Here is a 19467-nt window from a genome sequence, read left to right as displayed (position 1 = left end):
GCAATTTATGGATTTGATAATTGAATGCACGAAATGCAATCAAATCATTTTTCAAATTTGCATGACTGATCTATGTCTTCACCAACCCGAGGAGAACACCCATGCGCGCCATCGTCTATTCCGAATTCGGTCCTGCAACCGATGTGCTGAGTCTTGAGGACCTCCCCACCCCGGAACCAGCCAAAGGCGAAGTTCTGGTTCGCTTGAAGGCCACTGGGGTCAACCCGTCTGATGTCCGGGCGCGCGCAGGGGGGCGGCCCGGCATAACCAAGCCGCCGTTTGCGCAGATTGTCCCGCACAGCGACGGGGCCGGTATTATCGAGGCCGTTGGGGATGGTGTGTCGCCTGACCGGATCGGTGAACGGGTGTGGATCTGGAACGGACAGTGGCAGCGCGCTTATGGCACAGCGGCGGAATACATCGCGCTACCACAGGATCAGGCGGTGCATCTGCCGGATAACACTACATTCGAGCAAGGGGCTGTACTGGGCATTCCCGCGCTGACCGCGACACATGCGGTTCTTGGCTATGGTCCGGTTGCTGGAAAGACAATCTTAATCAGTGGCGGTGCCGGAACCGTGGGCCGTCTGGCAGTTCAGATCGCAGTGGCCGCGGGCGCGCGGGTCATTGCCACCGCTCGGGGTGAGGCTCAATTGGACGCCGCCCGCCGGGCTGGGGCAACGGACGTCTTTGATTATTCAGCGCGGGATCTGGCAGACCTTATTCTGGCCGCTACTGGGGGGCAGCCGATTGATCACATTGTCGAGGTCGAGTTCGGCAAAAACATCGACACCAATACCGCGATCATCGCCAGCCGGGGCCGAATTGTGACTTATGGGTCCGCGCAGGCGATGGCGCCAACACTGCCCTATTACCCGCTACTGTTCAAAGCAGTCTCGATCGATTTGGTGCTGGTCTACCTGCTCACGGCACAAGAACGGGCTACGGCCATAGAACATTTAACTGCCATGTTGGACCAGAATGCGCTGGATTTACGTATTTCGCAGACTTTACCTCTAGAAGACTGCGCGCAGGCCCATGACATTATCGCTACCGGAGCCCGCGCCGGGTCGATCATTTTGACTATGTAAAGGACAGCCATGGGAGATCCCCCTACCCTATCAGCGTTCTTTGCTGATCAAGATTTCAAGTCCTTGGAACTTCCGCCATCCGGGCAAGTATATCAACACCCTGCTGCTTCCAGAAATGCAGCAGATCTATAAAAATCCAGTTCTCAGCAAGTTTGTCTCCGGCACGGCGATAAATATCGATAACCCGAAACTCACCGGCCTTTTGCGTTGCTGGCATTCCCATAAACCCGCCCGACGGCACAGCCGTGAAATTCGGCCAGCCAAAGAAACCGCCATAGTGGCCCTCGGCCATTCGGCAGATATGTTTGGTTTTTGACCTATCGGTGAATGAAGCGCGAAACGGACCCGAGTGCTGCTTTGCATAGCGCTCGATCGTATAAGTGGCACCAATACCGGCTGGCCCCCACCATATCATATCGTCACACCAAGTCTGTGCCAGCTCCTGTTCGAGCGTCAGGCCACTGTCCCATTGCCCCAGATCCGAGATCATGGCGTTGATCGCAGCGAGGGTTTTCTCTCCCTCTCCGGCGGGCTGCGCATCAAACAACAAGCCGTCGTGCGTTGCCGGGCCAGGTTGCACCAGATGCGCCGCCGTTTGTGGTGGAAAGGGTTGCAGCCCTGCCTGCATCATCAGGTGCGGAATATCAAAGTACATTGCTGTTTCAGTGATCTTGCCATTCTCAACCTTGTGAAAGGCGCTGTAGCGCAGGAACGCCATCTTGCCTGTCGGCTGTATTCCCAGCCAAGACTGATCAAACAGCCCCATCAGGTGCCCTGTTGAGCTGACCCAGACTCCATCGTCGGCGCCAAGCATGTTGGTGCCTGCCATAAAGATATCCATCCGCCTTTGAAGGCGGGTCAGACTTTGTCGAAGCGGTGTCCAGAATTGATCTGCCACGGCCTCTGGCCCCTGAATTTCATCAAACGGGTGAAAGCCGTGCCATTTCAAATCTGCCGAGCAATACCGCTGCATTGTTTCCGGCAACACTGTCGAATCGGCTCCGTCTAGCGCCGCGTAAAAATCGCGTACCAACTGTTTTTCTGTCTGAAAGTTACCCATGGATTTTCCGATACACTCAATGTCTGAGGACAGATATACAGGGTGTTTTTCCTTTCTGCCAGCATTTTTGCATACGTATGCAAAAAACTCTTGCGTGATACATCTTTTGCCGGCTAACGTTTTTGCATGCGTATGCAATTTGATTCCACTGGGGGGAACAATGGCCGAAATTCAACTGCGTAATGTAGGAAAGCGCTGGGGATCTTTTGTTGGGGTCGAGAACTTTGACCTGACCATTGCCGACAAAGAGTTCCTTGTTCTTCTTGGACCATCAGGATGTGGCAAGACGACGACAATGCGTATGATCGCCGGGCTCGAGGACGCCTCGGAGGGGGAAATCCTGATCGACGGAAAGACCGTCAACGATCTTGAGCCCAAAGACCGCGATGTCGCAATGGTGTTCCAGAGCTATGCGCTTTATCCCAACATGAACGTCTATGAAAACATCCGTTTCCCTCTCAAGGTCCGCGGTGTCGACGCCTCTACCCACGATCAAAAAGTACGTCGCGCCAGCGCTATGGTGGAACTGGATGACTTTCTGCACCGCAAACCTGCGGAACTGTCCGGCGGTCAGCGCCAGCGTGTTGCATTGGCGCGTGCTATTGTACGGGAACCAAATGTTTTCCTAATGGACGAACCGCTGTCGAACCTCGACGCCAAGCTGCGTGTATCAACCCGTGCGCAGATCAAAAATCTGTCGCATGAACTGGCCGTTACAACAATCTATGTGACCCATGACCAAATCGAAGCCATGACCTTGGCCGACCGTGTTGTGGTGATGAAAAAGGGCGTGGTTCAGCAAGTCGGTAGCCCAACCGACATCTACGACACGCCAGCGAATACCTTTGTCGCCAGCTTTATCGGCAGCCCCGCAATGAACCTTATGGAAGGTGAAGTCACGAATGGCACCTTCCGCACCGAGCTTGTCGAAATCACTGGTCTGGCAATCCCTGATGGTTCGCTAACACTTGGTTTTCGCGCCGAAGATGCCTCCCTTGCGGCAGACGGCAGCGGACAGATCAACGCACCAATCTACACAATGGAGCTGTTAGGCGACGCGACAATGATTTCGGTCCGCGTTGGCGGCGCGCTTGTCTCGGTTAAGGCCGACAAAAATTTCCGCGCCGAAATCGGTGACATGGTGTCCATCACTGTGCCGCCTGAAATCTGCCACTTGTTCGACGGTCAAACGGGTGAGCGGATTAAGACCTGAACACATCAAGCCCTCAAACGAGACCTTTGAGGCAATCAAGGGGCACATGGGGAGTGTGCATCCAAACTCAGGAAAACAGGGAGAAAATCATGTTTCTTAGAAAAATCGCAGCTACTACAGCCTTTATGGGATTGATGGGCTCGGCGGCATACGCTGCTGGCTGCGGTCCCGAAGGGCAATCCATCCGCATCCTCGCCAGTGATTTCCCGGCAATTCACGCTGTTGTTGGTGCCGCTCAAGCCAACTGTGGCGCAGCGGCGGCAGAGTTTAAGCCAAACCACACCACCGAAGCGCGTCAGATCATGAATGCAGCGCTCACTCCGAACCCGGCAGAATACACATCAGTAATTGTCGCCAACTCGACACTGACACAGTTGATGAATGACGGTCTGGTCCGCCCACTGAACGATCTCGTTGAGAAATATGGCGAGCACATCAAACCGAACCAGCTGATCACTATCGATGGAAAAGTGATGGCCATTGCCTTCATGGCAAATTCGCAGCACCTTTTTGCGCGTAAGGACGTGCTTGAAGAAGCCGGTGTCGGGACAATCCCGGCCACTTACGAAGAAGTTCTGTCAGCTGCCGAAAAAATCCGCGCCGCTGGTATCATGGACTACCCGGTCACCATGAACATGAAGATGGGTTGGAACATCGGTGAGATGTTCAATATGGTTTATCTTGGCCACGGTGGCGACCTGTTCAAACCGGGTTCCGCTGAACCCAATGTGAACAATGCACAAGGCATTGCCACGCTGAACATGCTGAAGGCCCTGACGGAATACGCCAATCCCGACATTCTCACTTATGCGTCAAACGAAACACAGGGGGCCTGGGAAGCAGGTGAAGCAGCTTTGGGTATCATGTGGGGCTCTCGCGGTAGCCCAATCCTAGATGACGAAGGGTCGACCAAAGAGATCACTTCCAATACCGTTCTAGCTGCCGCACCAGCCGTTGGCGGTGGTTCGATCCCGTCTGCGACGTTGTGGTGGGATGGTATCACCATCTCGGCAAACGTCTCTGATGAAGAAGCAGAAGCAACCTTTGCCGCGCTGGCCAGTGCGCTGACACCGGAATTGGTTGCGGCGCACAATGACGACGCAGTCTGGCTGCTTGAAGGATTCAAGCCGGGTCCGGCAGCGGCAGGCGTAGCCGCTACCGCACGAGGTGGTGCCAAGCCTTATCCAATGATCCCCTATATCGGCATCATGCATGGCGCCCTGGGCGCTGAGCTGTCCGATTTCCTAAAAGGATCAGAAAGCGCTGAACAGGCCTTGGCAGATGTCGAAGCCGCTTACGTCACAGCTGCTAAAGAAGCTGGTTTCCTCCAGTAATCCATCAAGAAAAGAGAGGGCTCTCGAGGCCCTCTCCCTTCCTTTCCTTTCGATTTTTGACCGGGACGACTGCAATGAAGCATCGCACATTTCTCTGGTTCATCCTGCCGACGCTCTCCGCGATGATCTTGTTCATTGCGTTGCCCATTGTTTCGGTCTTTATCCAGTCGCTCCATGTTGGGCATGAACAAGTCATTGTTGTCTCGGAAAGCTGCGGACCATTTGGTTGCACACCAACAACATCGATTGACCTCGAAGCCACGGCCAAGCTTCAGGAAGAGCAGCCGCTTGGCAAGTTTAATGGGCTGTCGACATATACAAACCGCTCACATCTTGCCTTTCAGGAACTGGCTGAGGCCTGGCGGACAACGCAGACATTTGGTGAGTTCTGGGACCAGGTTTTCAACTTGCCCTTCTACCGCGCCCTGATCTTTACATTAACCTACACGGCTGTCGTTACGCCCATGGTTATTGCGCTTGGTCTGGCGATTGCGGTCGGCGTCAACAACCTGCCAAAATTTCTCAAGGGACCGTCGATATTCATATCACTCCTGCCGTTCCTGGTGACGCCTTTGGTTGGCTCGCTGATCCTGTACTGGATGGTCGATGCAGATGGCGTCATCGGTGCAACATTGCAGAATATCTTTGACGACCCCTCACTCAGCCTAAAGGCATCAACTGCACTCACCTGGGTCATGCTGATTGTCTATGGCGTCTGGCACATGCTGCCGTTCAGCTTCATCACCTTTTACGCCGGGCTTCAGACCGTCCCCGAGGACACAATGGAAGCAGCCCAGATAGATGGTGCCAGCAAGTGGCAGAGCCTGATCCATGTGATCGTGCCGCATCTGGCGCCGCTCATGTCTTTTGTGACGCTGATGATGCTGATGGACAATTTCCGCGTCTTCGAACCGATTGTAAGTTTCTCAGCCGAGGCCCATGCGACGTCGCTCAGCTGGATCATTTTCAACGACCTGCGCGAAAGTGGTAATCCGCTCTACGGATCCGCCGGTGCAACCTCGATACTGACTGTTATCGGTGTTGTCATCCTGCTGACCCCTGTGCTGATCCGCACCTGGCGCGACTTCAACCGTAAAGCTCACTGAGGAGGCGATCATGGCGACCAAAGCACAAAACCGCATTACTCCGCTCACCATAATCTCCTTTACGCTGGTGGCGATCTGGCTGATTATTGCAGCCTTCCCGTTCCTCTGGACACTCTGGGGATCGTTCAAGGTCCAATCCGACTTCTTCTCTAAGGCGGACTGGCGCAACGCCTTCTATGGCATCAATACAATCAAAGAAACCGGCAGCGCCTTCACAGGTGCAGGGTACCATGGCGCATGGGTTCAAGAGGAATTCTGGCGCAACGTGCTCAACACTGGCATCGTGGTCTTCTTCACCGTGGTGATCTCGCTCACCTTCGGCACGCTGGGTGGCTACGCATTAGCACGCTCGGGTTTCCGCTATGCCTTCTGGATCCTGATGGCGGCACTGGTGTTTCGCGCGATGCCGCATATCACCCTGGTTTCAGGCTATATGCTGCCCTTTTTCGAGTGGAACATCTGGGGCCTGTTGCCCACCACTATTATCGTTCTGGTAGCGATCAATCAGCCGTTCACCCTGTGGATGTTGCACTCGTTTTTCCTAAACATTCCCAAAGATATGGACGAAAGTGCCATGGTCGACGGCTGCACCCGATTTCAAGCCTTCCGCCATGTGATCATTCCGGTTATGTGGCCTGGCGTTGTCACCACCGGCCTGTTCTCCTTCCTGCTGGCCTATAACGACTTTGCGGTCACTTCGATGCTGCTCAGCGCTGAGAACGAGACAATGGTTCCGGCCATCGCCAGCTTCCTGGGCACTACACAAGTCCAGGGCAATGTAATGTTTGCCGTCGCCGCGGTGGTTTCAGCAACCGCACCCCTCTTCATATTGATCCTGTTCTTCCAGCGTCAAATCGTCAGCGGCCTGACAGCCGGCGCGGTGAAAGGCTGATGAGCAAATCTGCTCGCCATAACGCTGTTGGGCGCCACCCGGCGCTGAACAGGATGCCAAGGGACTTTCTGACAGCCGACTAATTCTCCCCGTTTGCCCAGAAATCCCCTTGGTATCTTGAAAAAGGAAAACCTCATGAAAGGTTCTCGCCCCGAACAAGCGGTCCTGACCCGCGACACAGACCTTAGCCAAACCGACGCCACCCGCGCGGTTATCGAAAACATGGTGGACGGATTAAACGACCACCGCATCAACGACATCGGCGAGTTCTTCTCAGATGGGTTTCGTTGGATGGGCAACCAGGGCTGCGGCACCAAAACTGGCCTGCAGGAATTTCAGGACAACTGGCAACGCCCATTTCAGGCGGCGTTTTCCGACAAGACCTGCATTGATGAGGCCCGGATGTATATGGGCGAATGGGCTGCTGCCTTTGGCCGTCAGGAAGCCACCCACACAGGCGAATTTCTCGGCATAGCGCCCACCGGCAAGCGGGTGGAGATCCGTTACATGGATTTCTGGAAAGTCGTCGACGGCAAGATCGTCGACAATTGGGTGAACGTGGATTTTGCCCATGTCGCCGCCCAGCTTGGCGTTGATCTTTTCAACGGCCAGGGCTGGGAAGCATTTGATCGTGGAGAGAAAACTGCTCCGCGCCCGACCAACCAAGGACAAGTCACATGACCATCGAATATCTAAAACGCGGCAAACCCGAAGCAGACCGGGCTGAAGATGACGCCAAAACCCGCGCGGTGGTCGAAGCAACGCTGAAGGACATCGAGACCCGTGGCGATGCGGCGGTTCGCGACCTGTCCGAGAAGTTTGACAATTATTCACCTGCCTCGTTCCGGCTGAGCCAAGCCGAGATTGACGAGCTGATTGCCTCGCTCACAGATCGCGAACTGGCCGACATCAAGTTTGCCCAAGCACAAGTGCGCAATTTTGCGCAGGCACAGCGGGATTCGATGCTGGACATCGAAGTGGAAACCATGCCGGGCGTGATTCTGGGTCATAAAAATATCCCAGTGCAATCCGCGGGTTGCTACATTCCCGGCGGTAAATTCCCGATGGTCGCCTCGGCGCATATGTCTGTCGCCACAGCCTCGGTCGCGGGTGTACCACGTATCATCGCCTGCACCCCGCCCTTCAATGGCAAGCCCAATGCTGCGGTGATTGCCGCCATGCACCTGGGCGGCGCACATGAGATCTATGTGATGGGTGGCATTCAGGCCATTGGTGCCATGGCGCTTGGTACTGAAACCATTGATCCCGTCCATATGCTGGTCGGTCCCGGCAACGCCTTTGTTGCCGAAGCCAAGCGCCAGCTGTTTGGTCGCGTCGGCATCGACCTGTTTGCAGGCCCGACAGAGACCATGGTGATTGCCGATGAATCGGCTGCAGATGCTGAACTCTGTGCAACCGACCTGCTGGGCCAGGCCGAACATGGCTATAACAGCCCCTGCGTGTTGTTGACCAACAGCCGCAAACTGGCCGACGACACCCTGGCCGAAGTTGACCGCATTCTTGGCATCCTGCCCACCGCTGGCACCGCCAAGGTCAGTTGGGAAACCTACGGCGAAGTCATTGTCTGCGATACTTATGACGAAATGCTGCAGGTGGCCGATGATATCGCATCCGAGCACGTGCAGGTGATGACAGATCGCGATGATTGGTTCCTGGAAAACATGACCTGCTATGGCGCACTGTTCCTTGGTCCTCGTACAAATGTGTCCAACGGTGACAAGGTCATCGGCACCAATCACACCCTGCCCACCAAAAAGGCGGGCCGTTATACCGGTGGCCTCTGGGTCGGCAAATATCTGAAAACCCACAGCTATCAAAAAGTCACCACCGATGAGGCCGCAACCTTGATCGGTGAATACGGCTCGCGCCTGTGCATGCTCGAAGGTTTTGTCGGCCACGCTGAACAGTGCAACGTCCGGGTTCGTCGTTACGGTGGCATCAACGTTCCCTACGGTGAAGCCGCCGCCTACCGCGAGCCCGCAGAATGAGCGACGTCCACACAGAAAACAAGGCCCTGATCGCCCCCCTTCGTGCGGCGATGTATGACTTTGACGAAACAGCCGTGCGCGCTGCTCTCAACGAGATCTCGGCACCGGACGCGGTGTTTCACCACTGCCACCCCTTTGGCGACAGCACCGGAAGCGACGCGTTCTACGACACCGCTTATGCGGATCTGAAAACCGCCTGGCCCGATCTGGAACGCCGCGATTACATTGTCATGGCAGGACCAGACGAGCACGGCAACGACTGGGTTGGATGCGGCGGTTATTATACCGGTGTCTTCACCGGCCCTTGGCTGGACATCCCGCCCAGCGGTCATCAGGTGGTGATGCGCTTTCATGAGTTCTTTCGTGTTGTTGATGGTCAGGTTGTCGAGTTTCAGGCCCTTTGGGACATCCCCGAAGTCATGATGCAGGCCAATGCCTGGCCGATGTCACCCAGCTTGGGGCACGAATGGCATGTGCCCGGACCGGCAACGCAGGACGGGTTTGTGCCCGGTCCTTATGACGCCGAAAAAGGCAAAGCCACCTGTCAGCATATCATCGACATGTTGGAACATTTGAAAAAGCACCCCAGCGAAGGTGGCCCGGAAGTGATGGAGATGGATCGGTTCTGGCACCAGCGCATGAACTGGTACGGCCCATCTGGCATTGGTACCGGGCGCGGGTTTGCAGGCTTTCGCAATTGGCACCAGATCCCGTTTCTGGGCGGCATGCCGGATCGGGGTCAGTATCTGGATGAAATCACTTATCACTTCTTTGGCGACGGTGAATATGCCGCCGTCACTGGCTGGCCAAACATGGTCCAGACCGTGACCCATGACGGCTGGCTGGGGATTGCGCCTGCGGGCAAGAAGATCACCATGCGCTCGCTCGATTTCTGGCGGCTGGAAAACGGAAAAATCCGGGAAAACTGGGTACTTGTCGACATTCTAGACGCCTATCGCCAGCTGGGCGTTGATGTCTTTGCCCGCTTGCGGGAGTTCAACAAAGCCCGCAACATAGGGCGCATTGATATCCCGGATGGAATGAGCTGATGACTGACCTGCCCCGCCCCCCTTCACTGACCCTTAGTGGCAAAACCGCCCTTGTGACCGGAGCCTCCTCTGGCATCGGTCAGGGCTGTGCCGTAGCGCTGGCCGACGCCGGTGCCCATGTGGTCTGTGCAGCACGCGGGGCAGATCGTCTGGCCGATACGGTTGCAGCAATGCAGGCCAAAGGCTGGAGCGCCGAAGCCCTGCAGCTGGATCAAAATGACCTTCCTGCTTTGCAAGAAATCATGGAAGCCGGGAATTTTGACATCGTGGTCAACTCTGCCGGGCTGGCCCGCCATGGTCCTGCCACCGAAACAACACCCGAGGACTTTGACGCCGTGGTCAGCGTTAACCTGCGGTCGGCCTATTTCTTATCGTCTTATGCTGCCAAATCCATGGTCAAGGCAGGCAAACCCGGGTCCATCATCCATATCTCCAGCCAGATGGGCCATGTCGGCGGCGTTGATCGTGCGGTATATTGCGCCACAAAACACGGGCTAGAGGGCATGGTGAAATCCATGGCGGTTGAATGGGGAAAACAGAGCATTCGCATCAACACCATCTGCCCCACTTTCATCCGTACGCCCCTGACCCAATCCACGTTCGACAACCCCGAACGCGCCGCCTGGATCATGGATAAGATCAAACTGGACCGCGTGGGCGAGGTCGAAGACATCATGGGCGCAGTGCAATACCTCGCTTCCGACGCCTCGGCCATGGTGACAGGCACCGCCCTGATGATCGATGGGGGTTGGACAGCAGACTGATGGCCGAGAAAGTCACTTCCCTTCAGGTTGCCGAAAAGGCCGGCGTCAGCCAGTCTGCTGTCAGCCGTGTCTTCACCCCCGGTGCATCGGTGTCGAAAAAGACCGCCGACAAAGTGCGCAAAGCCGCCGAAGAGCTGGGCTATCGCCCCAATGTTCTGGCGCGCGCTATGGTGTCGGGTAAAAGCCGTATCATCGGACTGGTGGTTGCCTATCTGGAAAACCACTTCTACCCCGAAGCGCTTGAAATTTTCTCCAACACTCTACAGGAACAGGGCTACCACGTGCTTGTCTTCATGGCCTCGCAAACAGCAGGCAATATCGACAAAGTGATGGATGAAATCCTGGATTATCAGGTTGATGGCATCGTCATGGCATCGGTTGCGATGTCGTCAGATATTGCGACCCGATGCCAACAGGCCGGAGTTCCGATTGTCCTGTTCAACCGGTCACAAGATATCGAAGGCATCTCGTCGGTCACATCCGACAACCACGCTGGTGGGCGGCAGGTGGCCGAGTTCCTGATTGCCGGAGACCACCAGCGCATCGGCTACATCGCTGGCTGGGAAGGCGCATCGACCCAGCGCGACCGCGAGGCTGGATTTCGCGAAGCCCTGAAAGAGGCCGGTGTCGAACTCTTTGCCCGTGAGGTCGGTGATTTCCACACCGAACGCGCCCGTGATGCCGGGCGCAGAATGTTTGACGTGTCCGCCGACCAGCGACCCGACGCGGTCTTTGTCGCCAATGACCACATGGCGCTAACCGTGATGGATGTCATTCGCTTCGAACTTGGCCTGCGCATCCCCGAGGATGTATCGGTTGTGGGCTATGACGACGTGCCCCCCGCCAGCTGGCCCGCTTACAACCTAACCACCATGCGCCAACGCGCCAATCTGATGGTTGCTGAAACCGTCTCCGCTCTGATGGAGCACATCAATAACCCCACGACCGCCAGCCCCAAACGCGTGGCCATCGACGGACCGTTCATTCTGCGCGGTTCGGCACGATTGCCCGAAGGCTGGACACCCAAAGGATAAGACCCATGCAAGGCTTCGATCCCAAATTCAAGGATTTCCCCGATTACATCATCGGCATCACCAAGGAAATCTGGGAAGACCGCGGCATCGCCACGCTGCATCACTACTATAGTGATGAAATTGTTGTGCGATCCCCTGCGTCGGTTGTCACCGGCAACCAGAATGTGATCGGCGCCACTATGGCCACCCTGGCCGAATTCCCCGACCGCACCCTGCTGGGCGAGGACGTGATCTGGTCCGGCACTCCCGAAGAAGGCATGCTCAGCTCGCACCGCTTGCTGTCCACTGCCACCCACCTTGGTGACGGTGTCTATGGCAAGGCCACGGGCAAAAAGCTGGTCTACCGGATCATGGCCGACTGCCACGCAAAGAATAATGCGATTGATGACGAATGGCTGATCCGCGATCAGGGCGCGATCGTGCGCCAAATGGGTTGGGACCCACAGGAATACGCCGCCAACCTGATCGCCAGCGAAGGCGGCCCGGAAAACTGCGTGCAGCCCCTAACCCCCGCCAATGATATGGAAGGGCCCTACAAGGGGCACGGCAACGACAATGAATGGGGCCAGAAATACGCCGATATTCTGACCCGCATCATGAATGCTGACTTTGGCGTTGTTGAGCAGGAATACGACCGCGCCGTTCAAACCGAATACCCCGGCGGCGTCACTGGTCACTCCTTTGCCTCGGTTGATGGCTTCTGGATGGGCCTGCGCGCCTCTTTCCCGAATGCCAAGTTCAAGATCGAACACCAGATCGGCCGCGATGATCCACTGATGCCGCCACGCGCCGCGATCCGTTGGTCAATACACGGCAAACACGATGGCTGGGGCGTCTTTGGCACACCAACCGGCGCTGACGTCTATGTTTTGGGCATTTCCCACGCCGAGTTCGGCCCGTGGGGTCTACGACGTGAATTCACCATCTTCGATGAAACCTCAGTCTGGAAGCAACTGCTGCTGCAATCTGGGAATCTATAATTGAACCCTGCCCGGTCATATCAGACCTTGGCCACTGGCCTGCACCAAAGCGTGGCTTTGCGGCGGTATCACGTGCACCGGCAAAGTCTGCGCGCGCAGCGACTGAACCTGCGACCGCCCGGGCAGGCAATCTGATCCAAGCGGGCCAGGCTCTGGCCCATTCAGATTGAAACCCCATTTAGGACACCTGTTATGTCAGCATCATCCATCACCGACCGCATCGTTCGTTACGGTGACCTTCAGCCCTGCAAAACCGCCTTTATCGATGCCCATACACCGGGCAGCGATCAAAAGGAAAACTTCACCATCATCGGTGGCGGCGTTTCTGAGAGCCCAGACCAGCACGTGCACCTGTCCGACAAGGTCGGCTTCAACATCGGCGCTGCTGGCCAGCCCCCAAAATGCCGCAACAGCCTGCACACGCACACCACCGCCGAGGTGTTCTTTGTGCTCAAGGGCCGTTGGCGGTTTTTCTGGGGCCGTTATGGCACCGCTGGCGAGTTCGTTGCCGAAGAAGGTGATATCTTCAACATCCCAACCGGCATCTTCCGCGGGTTTGAGAACATCGGCACCGACTACGGTATGATCATGGCTGTTCTGGGCGGCGATGATGCTGGCGGCGGCGTAACCTGGGCCCCCCAAGTGATCGAAGATGCGCAGGCACATGGGCTGATCCTTGGCGAAAATGGCGTACTCTACGATAGCAAAAAGGGCGACACCCTGCCCCACAACGTCAACCCGATGCCCCTGTTGACCGAAGAGCAACTGAAAGACATTCCCGAGGTCCCTGCTGAAGATGTCATTCCCGGATATGTCGCCCGGTATTGGGATTTGATGGCGCTGGCAGGCAAGAAACCCGCCAAGGTAATCGGCCCCGACGCCCTGCTCAAAGACCGCCCCGGTTTCGAGATCGATTTCCTGACCCGTGGCTCTATCGCGGATGAAATGATCACCTCGGATCAACACACTGTGCTGATGCCGATGCGCGGCCATTGGAAACTGCGTTGGAACGGTGGTGAAAGCGTCATCAACCCCGGCGACACCTGCTTGATCAATCCCGGTGAATCTTATGCCCTAGCGCCGTCGATGACCGGGGAATCGAGCCTGTACCGGATCACCTCGACAGATGATCCCGCTGGCGCAACCTGGACCGCCTAAGGTGATGCAAGGCAATCTCGGAAGAATTTTCTTGAACGACGTTCATATTTGTGCGATCACATCTGTGAACGACGTTCATGGAGGTGACGATGATTGTTCTAGCTAATACCGACGAACTGGTGGCAGACGCCATCATTCCCCAGACCGCGCAGGCGGAAATCGAGTTCCGATCACGCAAATTGATGGTCGCACTGGCCATCAACGCCATTCTCTGCTTTGGCATATTATCTGCGACGGGTGGTTTTATCTTCTGGCTGGCATCTGCGCTGTCCGTCGCCATCGTTGGCATGCTGTTTCTTGGGGTCGGCATACTGATCTTGCGGGCAGACCATTCTGACTTCACCTTTTTTGGCAATGCCTCGGCCCTGATTGGGGCGGGGATGTTGATTGGTGGCGCCGGCATAGAACTGATCGACAAGTATTCAGACATTGCCGGCTGGATTATGGCACCAACTGGGGCACTGGTGGCCGCCCTATGTGTGTTTGTCCTGAACAAACGAAAGACAACCGGGCGCTTTGTTGCCGGTTCAATCCTGCTGATGGGGCTGGCGCTTCACTTGATCGGTCTTGGCTTTTTACTGAACCAAGCCGAAATTGACGGAGCCATGATTTCCCTATTCTATCTCTATGCAACATTGGCGATCGCGGGCGCAGGCTGGTTCATTGATGTCCGCCTGGTAACAGCATTGGCCATTGTGCCGTTTGCGCAGGCACTGGACACCAGCACCTTCTACTTCCATGCGGCATATGTGTTCTATTCGCCAGAATCGACACTGTCCATTTTGCAGATGCTGCTGCTTGTACTTGCACTGCTGTTTATAGCGCGCACTCAATCCACTCATGTGTCCAGACATGCAATGACCCTGGCAGTGATGGCCTTCATTGTTGCCAATCTTTGTGCGCTGGTTGGCAGCCTGTGGGGCGATTATTTGGGTGAAACACTGTGGGGAGCCAGCAGATACGAAGACTGGGATAGCATCGCTTACAGCAGTTGGTACGAGGCCCGCGATGCATTTCGCGAAACCGCGATGTTCATCTCGGCCAATTTATATTCCGTTTTGTGGGCGATCGGGTTGGCTGGATCAATCGGTTGGTTCGCCCATTCGAACCAGCGCGGCTTGTTTAACACGGCTGTCACCTTTGCCTGCATCCACGCCTACACACAGGCCCTGGAAAGTTTCCATGACGAACCGCTCGCCTATGTGATTGGTGGACTGGCCGCCATTCCACTTGCCTGGGGGTTGTGGCGTCTGGACGGCTGGCTAACAGCGCGCCAGATGACCCAGGCTGACCACCTGTGACCGATGACAAAGAGGATATCAAATTGAACTTTCAACAGAGGCTCCCTCTCCTCTTGCTGCCCGGAATGATGTGTGATGCCCGGCTTTTCCAGCCACAAATCAACGCGCTTTCCGGGCGCCTTCCTTTGGTCACAGCTCCAATCGGCGGCCACGATAGCATGCAGGCCCTGGCTGCAGAAATCCTGAACTACGCGCCACCACGCTTTGCCCTTGCCGGCCTTTCCATGGGTGGCATTCTGGCAATGGAAATCCTGCGCCAGGCGCCGGACAGGGTGGATCGGGTTGCCCTGCTCGACACCAACCCGCGTGCCGAATTGCCCGAAGTTCAGGAACGCCGCGCACCCCAGATTGAGGCCGCCAAAAAAGGTGAATTAAGCCGTATCATGCGCGATGAAATGAAACCAAATTATTTGGCCGATGGTCCCAACATGGGCGCGATCCTGGACCTTTGCATGACAATGGCCACAGATCTGGGACCAGAGGTTTTTGTGAATCAATCCATTGCTTTACGTGACCGCCCGGACCAGTGTGAAACCCTGCGCCAGTTCGATGGTTCCGCTCTTGTCCTGTGTGGGGAAGAAGACAGGCTATGCCCAGTTGAGCGCCATGAATTGATGCACGAACTACTGCCCAACAGTCGACTTCAAATCATTGACGGAGCAGGCCACCTGCCCACTCTTGAACAACCCGAAATCACAACGGCGGCCCTGATCCGCTGGCTCGAGGACACATGACACCTTCTCTGCTAGAACTCCTGCGCAGCGTCGACACGCCGACGGTCTGCAACGCCATCGAAGTCGCCCAAGGCAAACGCGGATTTGATGCCTTCACCCGCGGCACCATGCTCTGCTCTGCCCCAGATGAACCCGCCATTGTCGGCTATGCACGCACTGCCAAAATCGCGGCTGTGTCACCGCCAACCGAAGCACCCGATGTGATCCGTGAACGACGGATGTCCTACTACAAATACATGGCGCAAGGCCCTACCCCTTCGGTTGCTGTGATTGAAGACACCGACTACCCCAATTGCATTGGCGCCTATTGGGGAGAGATCAACACCACAATACACAAAGGCCTTGGAATGTCCGGTGCACTGACCAATGGCGTCATGCGAGACTTAGGCGATCTGCCCGACAGGTTCCCGGTTGTTGCCGGATCCATTGGCCCCAGCCACGGCTTTGTCCACGTCAAAGAGATCGACACTCCGGTGTTAGTTTTCGGTCTGAATATAAGTCCCGGAGATTTGATCCACGCCGACCGTCACGGTGCCTTGGTCATTCCGGCTGAGATCATCGAAGATCTGGAGGCCGCAATCCGCAAATTACTTCAGACCGAGCGCATCGTTCTGGATGCTGCGGTGAAGGACGGTTTTGATTTCGCCGCGTTTGAAACCGCTTGGTCAGAATTTGAGAAATCAAGAACCTGACAAATTAACCTATTCGCTATCGTGATGGGCGTTCTGTAGCAAAGTTTGAGAATGAGAGCCTGCTTGCCAATCTGTGTTGGACGTCGGTCTTTGAATTAGCGGGTGAGTATCAGAACGTGGCGATTGACTTCAAAAGGAAAAACGCGCTGTTTGCGGGCCATAACGAACGTGGCAGAACCTGGGCCCGCATTGTGTCTCTCATCGAGACCCACAAGTTAAATGGCACCGAGCCATACGCTTATCTCAAGGCACAATCGAAGCTATCGCAGCTGGCCATCCAAACACGCGCATCGAAGAACTCATGCCCTGGAACTTTGGCAAGCAGGCCTGATACCGCTTACGATGGTGTGAATATCAGTGACGTTCTGGCACGCGCTGAAAGCACAGGATTTCAAGCCCCGCTATACATAGTGTTGGCTTGGTCCCCCATAAAACGATATCGCAGCCAACTTTCTACTTTTTGCTGGACGAAACCGCTAAGCGAAAGGCATCCTTCTTACCGGAAGTGTCTTGAGCCGCCCGGAAGGATAAATTGTGATGAAAAGCGCCATTTCTCTCGCCACCATCGGGCTCCTATTCGGATCTCCTCTTTGGGCGGGCACGGTTGACGTCGGACGAGATGATCTTTGCCAAACCCGCTTTTCTGGCCAGATCCTCAAAGGAGACGCTGATACCCTCCGCAAGGTATTTGACGAGAATGGAGCCTTGGAAGGCGGTATCCACGGCCAAAAACTTTGCCTCGACAGCCCTGGAGGGTCGATTACTGAGGGCCTGCGCATCGGGCAGTTACTTTATGATCGAGGCATCCCCACGCGATTGGAAGCAGAGGCGGAGTGCCTGTCTTCCTGCGCTATCGCGTTTATGATGGGCAACACATACGGAGACCACGCCCCAGGTGACGGTCATAACGCAGACCGACGGATGCACACGTCCTCAGTTCTGGGTTTCCATCGACCCGAACTGGTATCTTCTGTGGCAGACAGAAATGATTCAGCTCTCTTAGGAGAAGCCTTTGACTTAGCCATTGAAGCATCGCTGCAATTTATCGTTTTGGCAAATTTTGGATCTTACCGGGAAACGATGATCCCATCGGATCTGATCCAGTCAATGTATGCCCACCGTGGCAGTGATTTTTTCTACATTGATACAATTGGAAAGGCTGGCCGCTGGAACATTGGAATCGATGGGGTGCGCTGGCCGGACGCAATTGACAAACGCTCAGCAATCCATGCCTGCGACAATCTAGGTGAGTGGCAATCACGGTACTCAGAAGTGCTGATGAACGAAATAGATGCAGATCGCCATGTCGATATTCTGACCCGAAATAATAATGAAATCGTCTTTGCTGTTCTTGGTAACTTTCTGACCGAAAGCAGCGGCAACGAATGCCTTGTGCGAGTAACAGGTGAAGAAGCACCTATATTAGAGGTATGCGGCTCTTTCCCAAGTGATGAACGTTTTGTCGGCAACGGTGACTGCCGCAGTATCGCAGCGGCTGACCCAAATATTGAACGCTGGGCATCGCCTTTGCAAAGCATCGCCCCCCGTTTTGAAATGAACGTAATCTTTGAACCATCAACCCCGCTGAGTTCGGTGCAAAATGCCGCACGGGAGGTGCAAAGGAAAGGCCGTGCGCTCGCAAAGGTAGTCTCATCGCCGGTCAAATCACTGCGCCGACGGTGCAACAATCTCGGGATGTCAGCGCGAGTCAGAGGAGTTAGCTCGTTTACAAATCTTCGCTCTCAACCAGGTTTGGAAGCGGCTGCCATAGGCCAAGTAGAACTTGGAGGAATCGTAAAACCGATAAATGGTCAGGTTCACTTATGGAACACCCAAGCGGGCGAGCGATGTGAAACCCTGTGTGAATATAGCGCTTTCGGCCTAACTTCACTCATTTCTGAACAATATGATTTTGAAGAAATATCCCAATGCTATGACGCGAACCGCTTCTGGTATGAAGTGGAAACCGAAAATGGACAGGTCGGTTTTGTAAGTGGTAAGTTCCTACAATATTGATGGACAACGCTTACAGCATTTCGAGTGATCGTCTCAGCGTGGCAGTCTGACGATGAGTAACCTGCAACGGTCTAATTAGGTCGGTCTTCTTACGTCCATGTCAGACACGGATTCCAAGGACACTCCTTTTAGCCCGCACCTGTATCGAAAATTCGCTTCTTAGAACTCTGTTCTTAGGTACGCAATTGCAGCGAAACTTGGCTTGCCAGCTTTCACGCCGAAATGTGCTTGTGGCAGTATTGACCGCAATGGCTCACCGCGGAACGTCGACAGCGCGAGACGATGATACGATTGCGTCGCTTCCTAAATGACGGTTTCGGGAATACCTTACTAGCTAAACAGATCATCTCAACCTGTCTCAAACTGCACCATAAGTCACTGACTGCAAAGCAAACAACCACGCCAAACCGTCTCATCTCGTCTAAGGTTGAAACGTTCGATTATGGTGACTTTGCGACCCCAGTGTGACCCAAAAGTCTGTTGCTGCAGGAAGGACCGCAAGTGATCGGAGGGTGGTAACATCGAAGACAAAAGACATCACAGATTTTGATTCTACGGATCAAAAGCATTCAATTTCGTGGGAAGGGCGCCGTTAATGTGCCACAGCAAAGGAACTGCAGTACAAGACTACGGGATTGTCGGCCGCAGTGTTTCAGCAAAATCCGCCATTGTGGAACTCATACTTTTGGGGGCCCAACGTTGCACATCATCATATTCATATTGCACACGAAAATCGTAGTTTGGTTTGCTGACTTGCAACAGGCACTGCACCCAAAGCCCTTCGACTTCTTCACTCATCACTTGACGCAGTTCCAACAGCTTATCCATGAGATCGTCAAAGTTTTGCGGGGCCACTGCCTCGTAGCCTCCACCGCCCAAATACCGATACCCTAACAGTTCCTCACCATCATCCTCGTAGGTGGCGACCAATGAAATGGCCTCCCAAGGTTGGGCGTCGACCGATGGATCTTCTACTATCATTTCTCCGATTTCGAAGACCAATGCAGATTGAGTTGAGTTTGCCATCGTCGTTA

Annotated in this window: 18 protein-coding genes and 1 pseudogene; 17 read left to right on the top strand and 2 right to left on the bottom strand. The window is 55.1% G+C overall.

Annotated elements, in window-relative coordinates; genetic code table 11:
- Nucleotides 1-101: 101 nt before the first annotated feature.
- On the top strand, nucleotides 102-1091 hold the full coding sequence (locus EBB79_RS03160) for an NADPH:quinone reductase (protein ID WP_127747543.1): 990 nt from the start codon (nucleotides 102-104) through the stop codon (nucleotides 1089-1091).
- Nucleotides 1092-1146: 55 nt separating this feature from the next.
- Here EBB79_RS03160 and EBB79_RS03155 read toward each other — a convergent pair whose 3' ends face one another.
- On the bottom strand, nucleotides 1147-2151 hold the full coding sequence (locus EBB79_RS03155) for a nuclear transport factor 2 family protein (protein ID WP_127747542.1): 1005 nt from the start codon (nucleotides 2149-2151) through the stop codon (nucleotides 1147-1149).
- Between the two features lie 160 nt (nucleotides 2152-2311).
- Between EBB79_RS03155 and EBB79_RS03150 the strand changes: the two genes are divergently transcribed.
- From EBB79_RS03150 to EBB79_RS03075, 16 genes and pseudogenes are all read left to right on the top strand, one after another.
- Nucleotides 2312-3364 (top strand): ABC transporter ATP-binding protein, encoded by a 1053-nt coding sequence (locus tag EBB79_RS03150; protein WP_127747541.1) that lies wholly within the window; start codon nucleotides 2312-2314, stop codon nucleotides 3362-3364.
- An 89-nt stretch (nucleotides 3365-3453) separates the two neighbouring features.
- Nucleotides 3454-4698 (top strand): ABC transporter substrate-binding protein, encoded by a 1245-nt coding sequence (locus EBB79_RS03145; protein WP_127747540.1) that lies wholly within the window; start codon nucleotides 3454-3456, stop codon nucleotides 4696-4698.
- 74 nt (nucleotides 4699-4772) lie between these two features.
- Nucleotides 4773-5804, top strand: coding sequence for a carbohydrate ABC transporter permease (locus tag EBB79_RS03140; protein WP_127747539.1), 1032 nt, complete (start codon nucleotides 4773-4775; stop codon nucleotides 5802-5804).
- A 10-nt stretch (nucleotides 5805-5814) separates the two neighbouring features.
- Nucleotides 5815-6696, top strand: a complete 882-nt coding sequence (locus EBB79_RS03135; protein ID WP_127747538.1) for a carbohydrate ABC transporter permease — start codon at nucleotides 5815-5817, stop codon at nucleotides 6694-6696.
- A 135-nt stretch (nucleotides 6697-6831) separates the two neighbouring features.
- Nucleotides 6832-7377, top strand: a complete 546-nt coding sequence (locus EBB79_RS03130) for an ester cyclase (RefSeq protein WP_127747537.1) — start codon at nucleotides 6832-6834, stop codon at nucleotides 7375-7377.
- Complete coding sequence (hisD, locus tag EBB79_RS03125; RefSeq protein ID WP_127747536.1) at nucleotides 7374-8705, top strand: histidinol dehydrogenase; 1332 nt, start codon at nucleotides 7374-7376, stop codon at nucleotides 8703-8705. Before EBB79_RS03130 ends, hisD begins: the two co-directional genes overlap by 4 nt.
- Nucleotides 8702-9754, top strand: coding sequence for an ester cyclase (locus tag EBB79_RS03120; protein ID WP_127747535.1), 1053 nt, complete (start codon nucleotides 8702-8704; stop codon nucleotides 9752-9754). Before hisD ends, EBB79_RS03120 begins: the two co-directional genes overlap by 4 nt.
- Complete coding sequence (locus EBB79_RS03115; protein ID WP_127747534.1) at nucleotides 9754-10518, top strand: SDR family NAD(P)-dependent oxidoreductase; 765 nt, start codon at nucleotides 9754-9756, stop codon at nucleotides 10516-10518. Before EBB79_RS03120 ends, EBB79_RS03115 begins: the two co-directional genes overlap by 1 nt.
- Nucleotides 10518-11552 carry a LacI family DNA-binding transcriptional regulator gene (locus tag EBB79_RS03110; RefSeq protein ID WP_202977637.1) on the top strand — a complete coding sequence of 345 codons (1035 nt, stop codon included), beginning with the start codon at nucleotides 10518-10520 and terminating at the stop codon, nucleotides 11550-11552. Before EBB79_RS03115 ends, EBB79_RS03110 begins: the two co-directional genes overlap by 1 nt.
- A gap of 5 nt (nucleotides 11553-11557) precedes the next feature.
- The gene (locus tag EBB79_RS03105) at nucleotides 11558-12532 is read left to right on the top strand and encodes a nuclear transport factor 2 family protein (protein WP_127747533.1); all 975 of its coding nucleotides are present in this window, start codon (nucleotides 11558-11560) and stop codon (nucleotides 12530-12532) included.
- Between the two features lie 192 nt (nucleotides 12533-12724).
- Nucleotides 12725-13690 carry a cupin domain-containing protein gene (locus tag EBB79_RS03100; RefSeq protein WP_127747532.1) on the top strand — a complete coding sequence of 322 codons (966 nt, stop codon included), beginning with the start codon at nucleotides 12725-12727 and terminating at the stop codon, nucleotides 13688-13690.
- 89 nt (nucleotides 13691-13779) lie between these two features.
- Nucleotides 13780-14991: a hypothetical protein gene (locus EBB79_RS03095; RefSeq protein ID WP_127747531.1), complete on the top strand. Its 1212-nt coding sequence runs from the start codon at nucleotides 13780-13782 to the stop codon at nucleotides 14989-14991.
- A 68-nt stretch (nucleotides 14992-15059) separates the two neighbouring features.
- Nucleotides 15060-15725, top strand: a complete 666-nt coding sequence (locus EBB79_RS03090; protein WP_127750853.1) for an alpha/beta fold hydrolase — start codon at nucleotides 15060-15062, stop codon at nucleotides 15723-15725.
- The gene (locus EBB79_RS03085) at nucleotides 15722-16417 is read left to right on the top strand and encodes an RraA family protein (RefSeq protein ID WP_127747530.1); all 696 of its coding nucleotides are present in this window, start codon (nucleotides 15722-15724) and stop codon (nucleotides 16415-16417) included. Before EBB79_RS03090 ends, EBB79_RS03085 begins: the two co-directional genes overlap by 4 nt.
- A 122-nt stretch (nucleotides 16418-16539) precedes the next feature.
- Nucleotides 16540-16748 (top strand): annotated as a pseudogene (locus EBB79_RS03080) (transposase domain-containing protein); the annotation flags it as partial.
- A gap of 206 nt (nucleotides 16749-16954) precedes the next feature.
- The gene (locus tag EBB79_RS03075) at nucleotides 16955-18433 is read left to right on the top strand and encodes a hypothetical protein (RefSeq protein WP_127747529.1); all 1479 of its coding nucleotides are present in this window, start codon (nucleotides 16955-16957) and stop codon (nucleotides 18431-18433) included.
- Nucleotides 18434-19060: 627 nt separating this feature from the next.
- Here the strand turns inward: EBB79_RS03075 and EBB79_RS03070 are convergent.
- Nucleotides 19061-19459 carry a hypothetical protein gene (locus tag EBB79_RS03070; RefSeq protein WP_127747528.1) on the bottom strand — a complete coding sequence of 133 codons (399 nt, stop codon included), beginning with the start codon at nucleotides 19457-19459 and terminating at the stop codon, nucleotides 19061-19063.
- Nucleotides 19460-19467: the final 8 nt, after the last annotated feature.

Source organism: Parasedimentitalea marina (assembly GCF_004006175.1).
Lineage (GTDB): Bacteria > Pseudomonadota > Alphaproteobacteria > Rhodobacterales > Rhodobacteraceae > Parasedimentitalea > Parasedimentitalea marina.
This window is presented reverse-complemented; position numbering and strand designations above follow the sequence as displayed.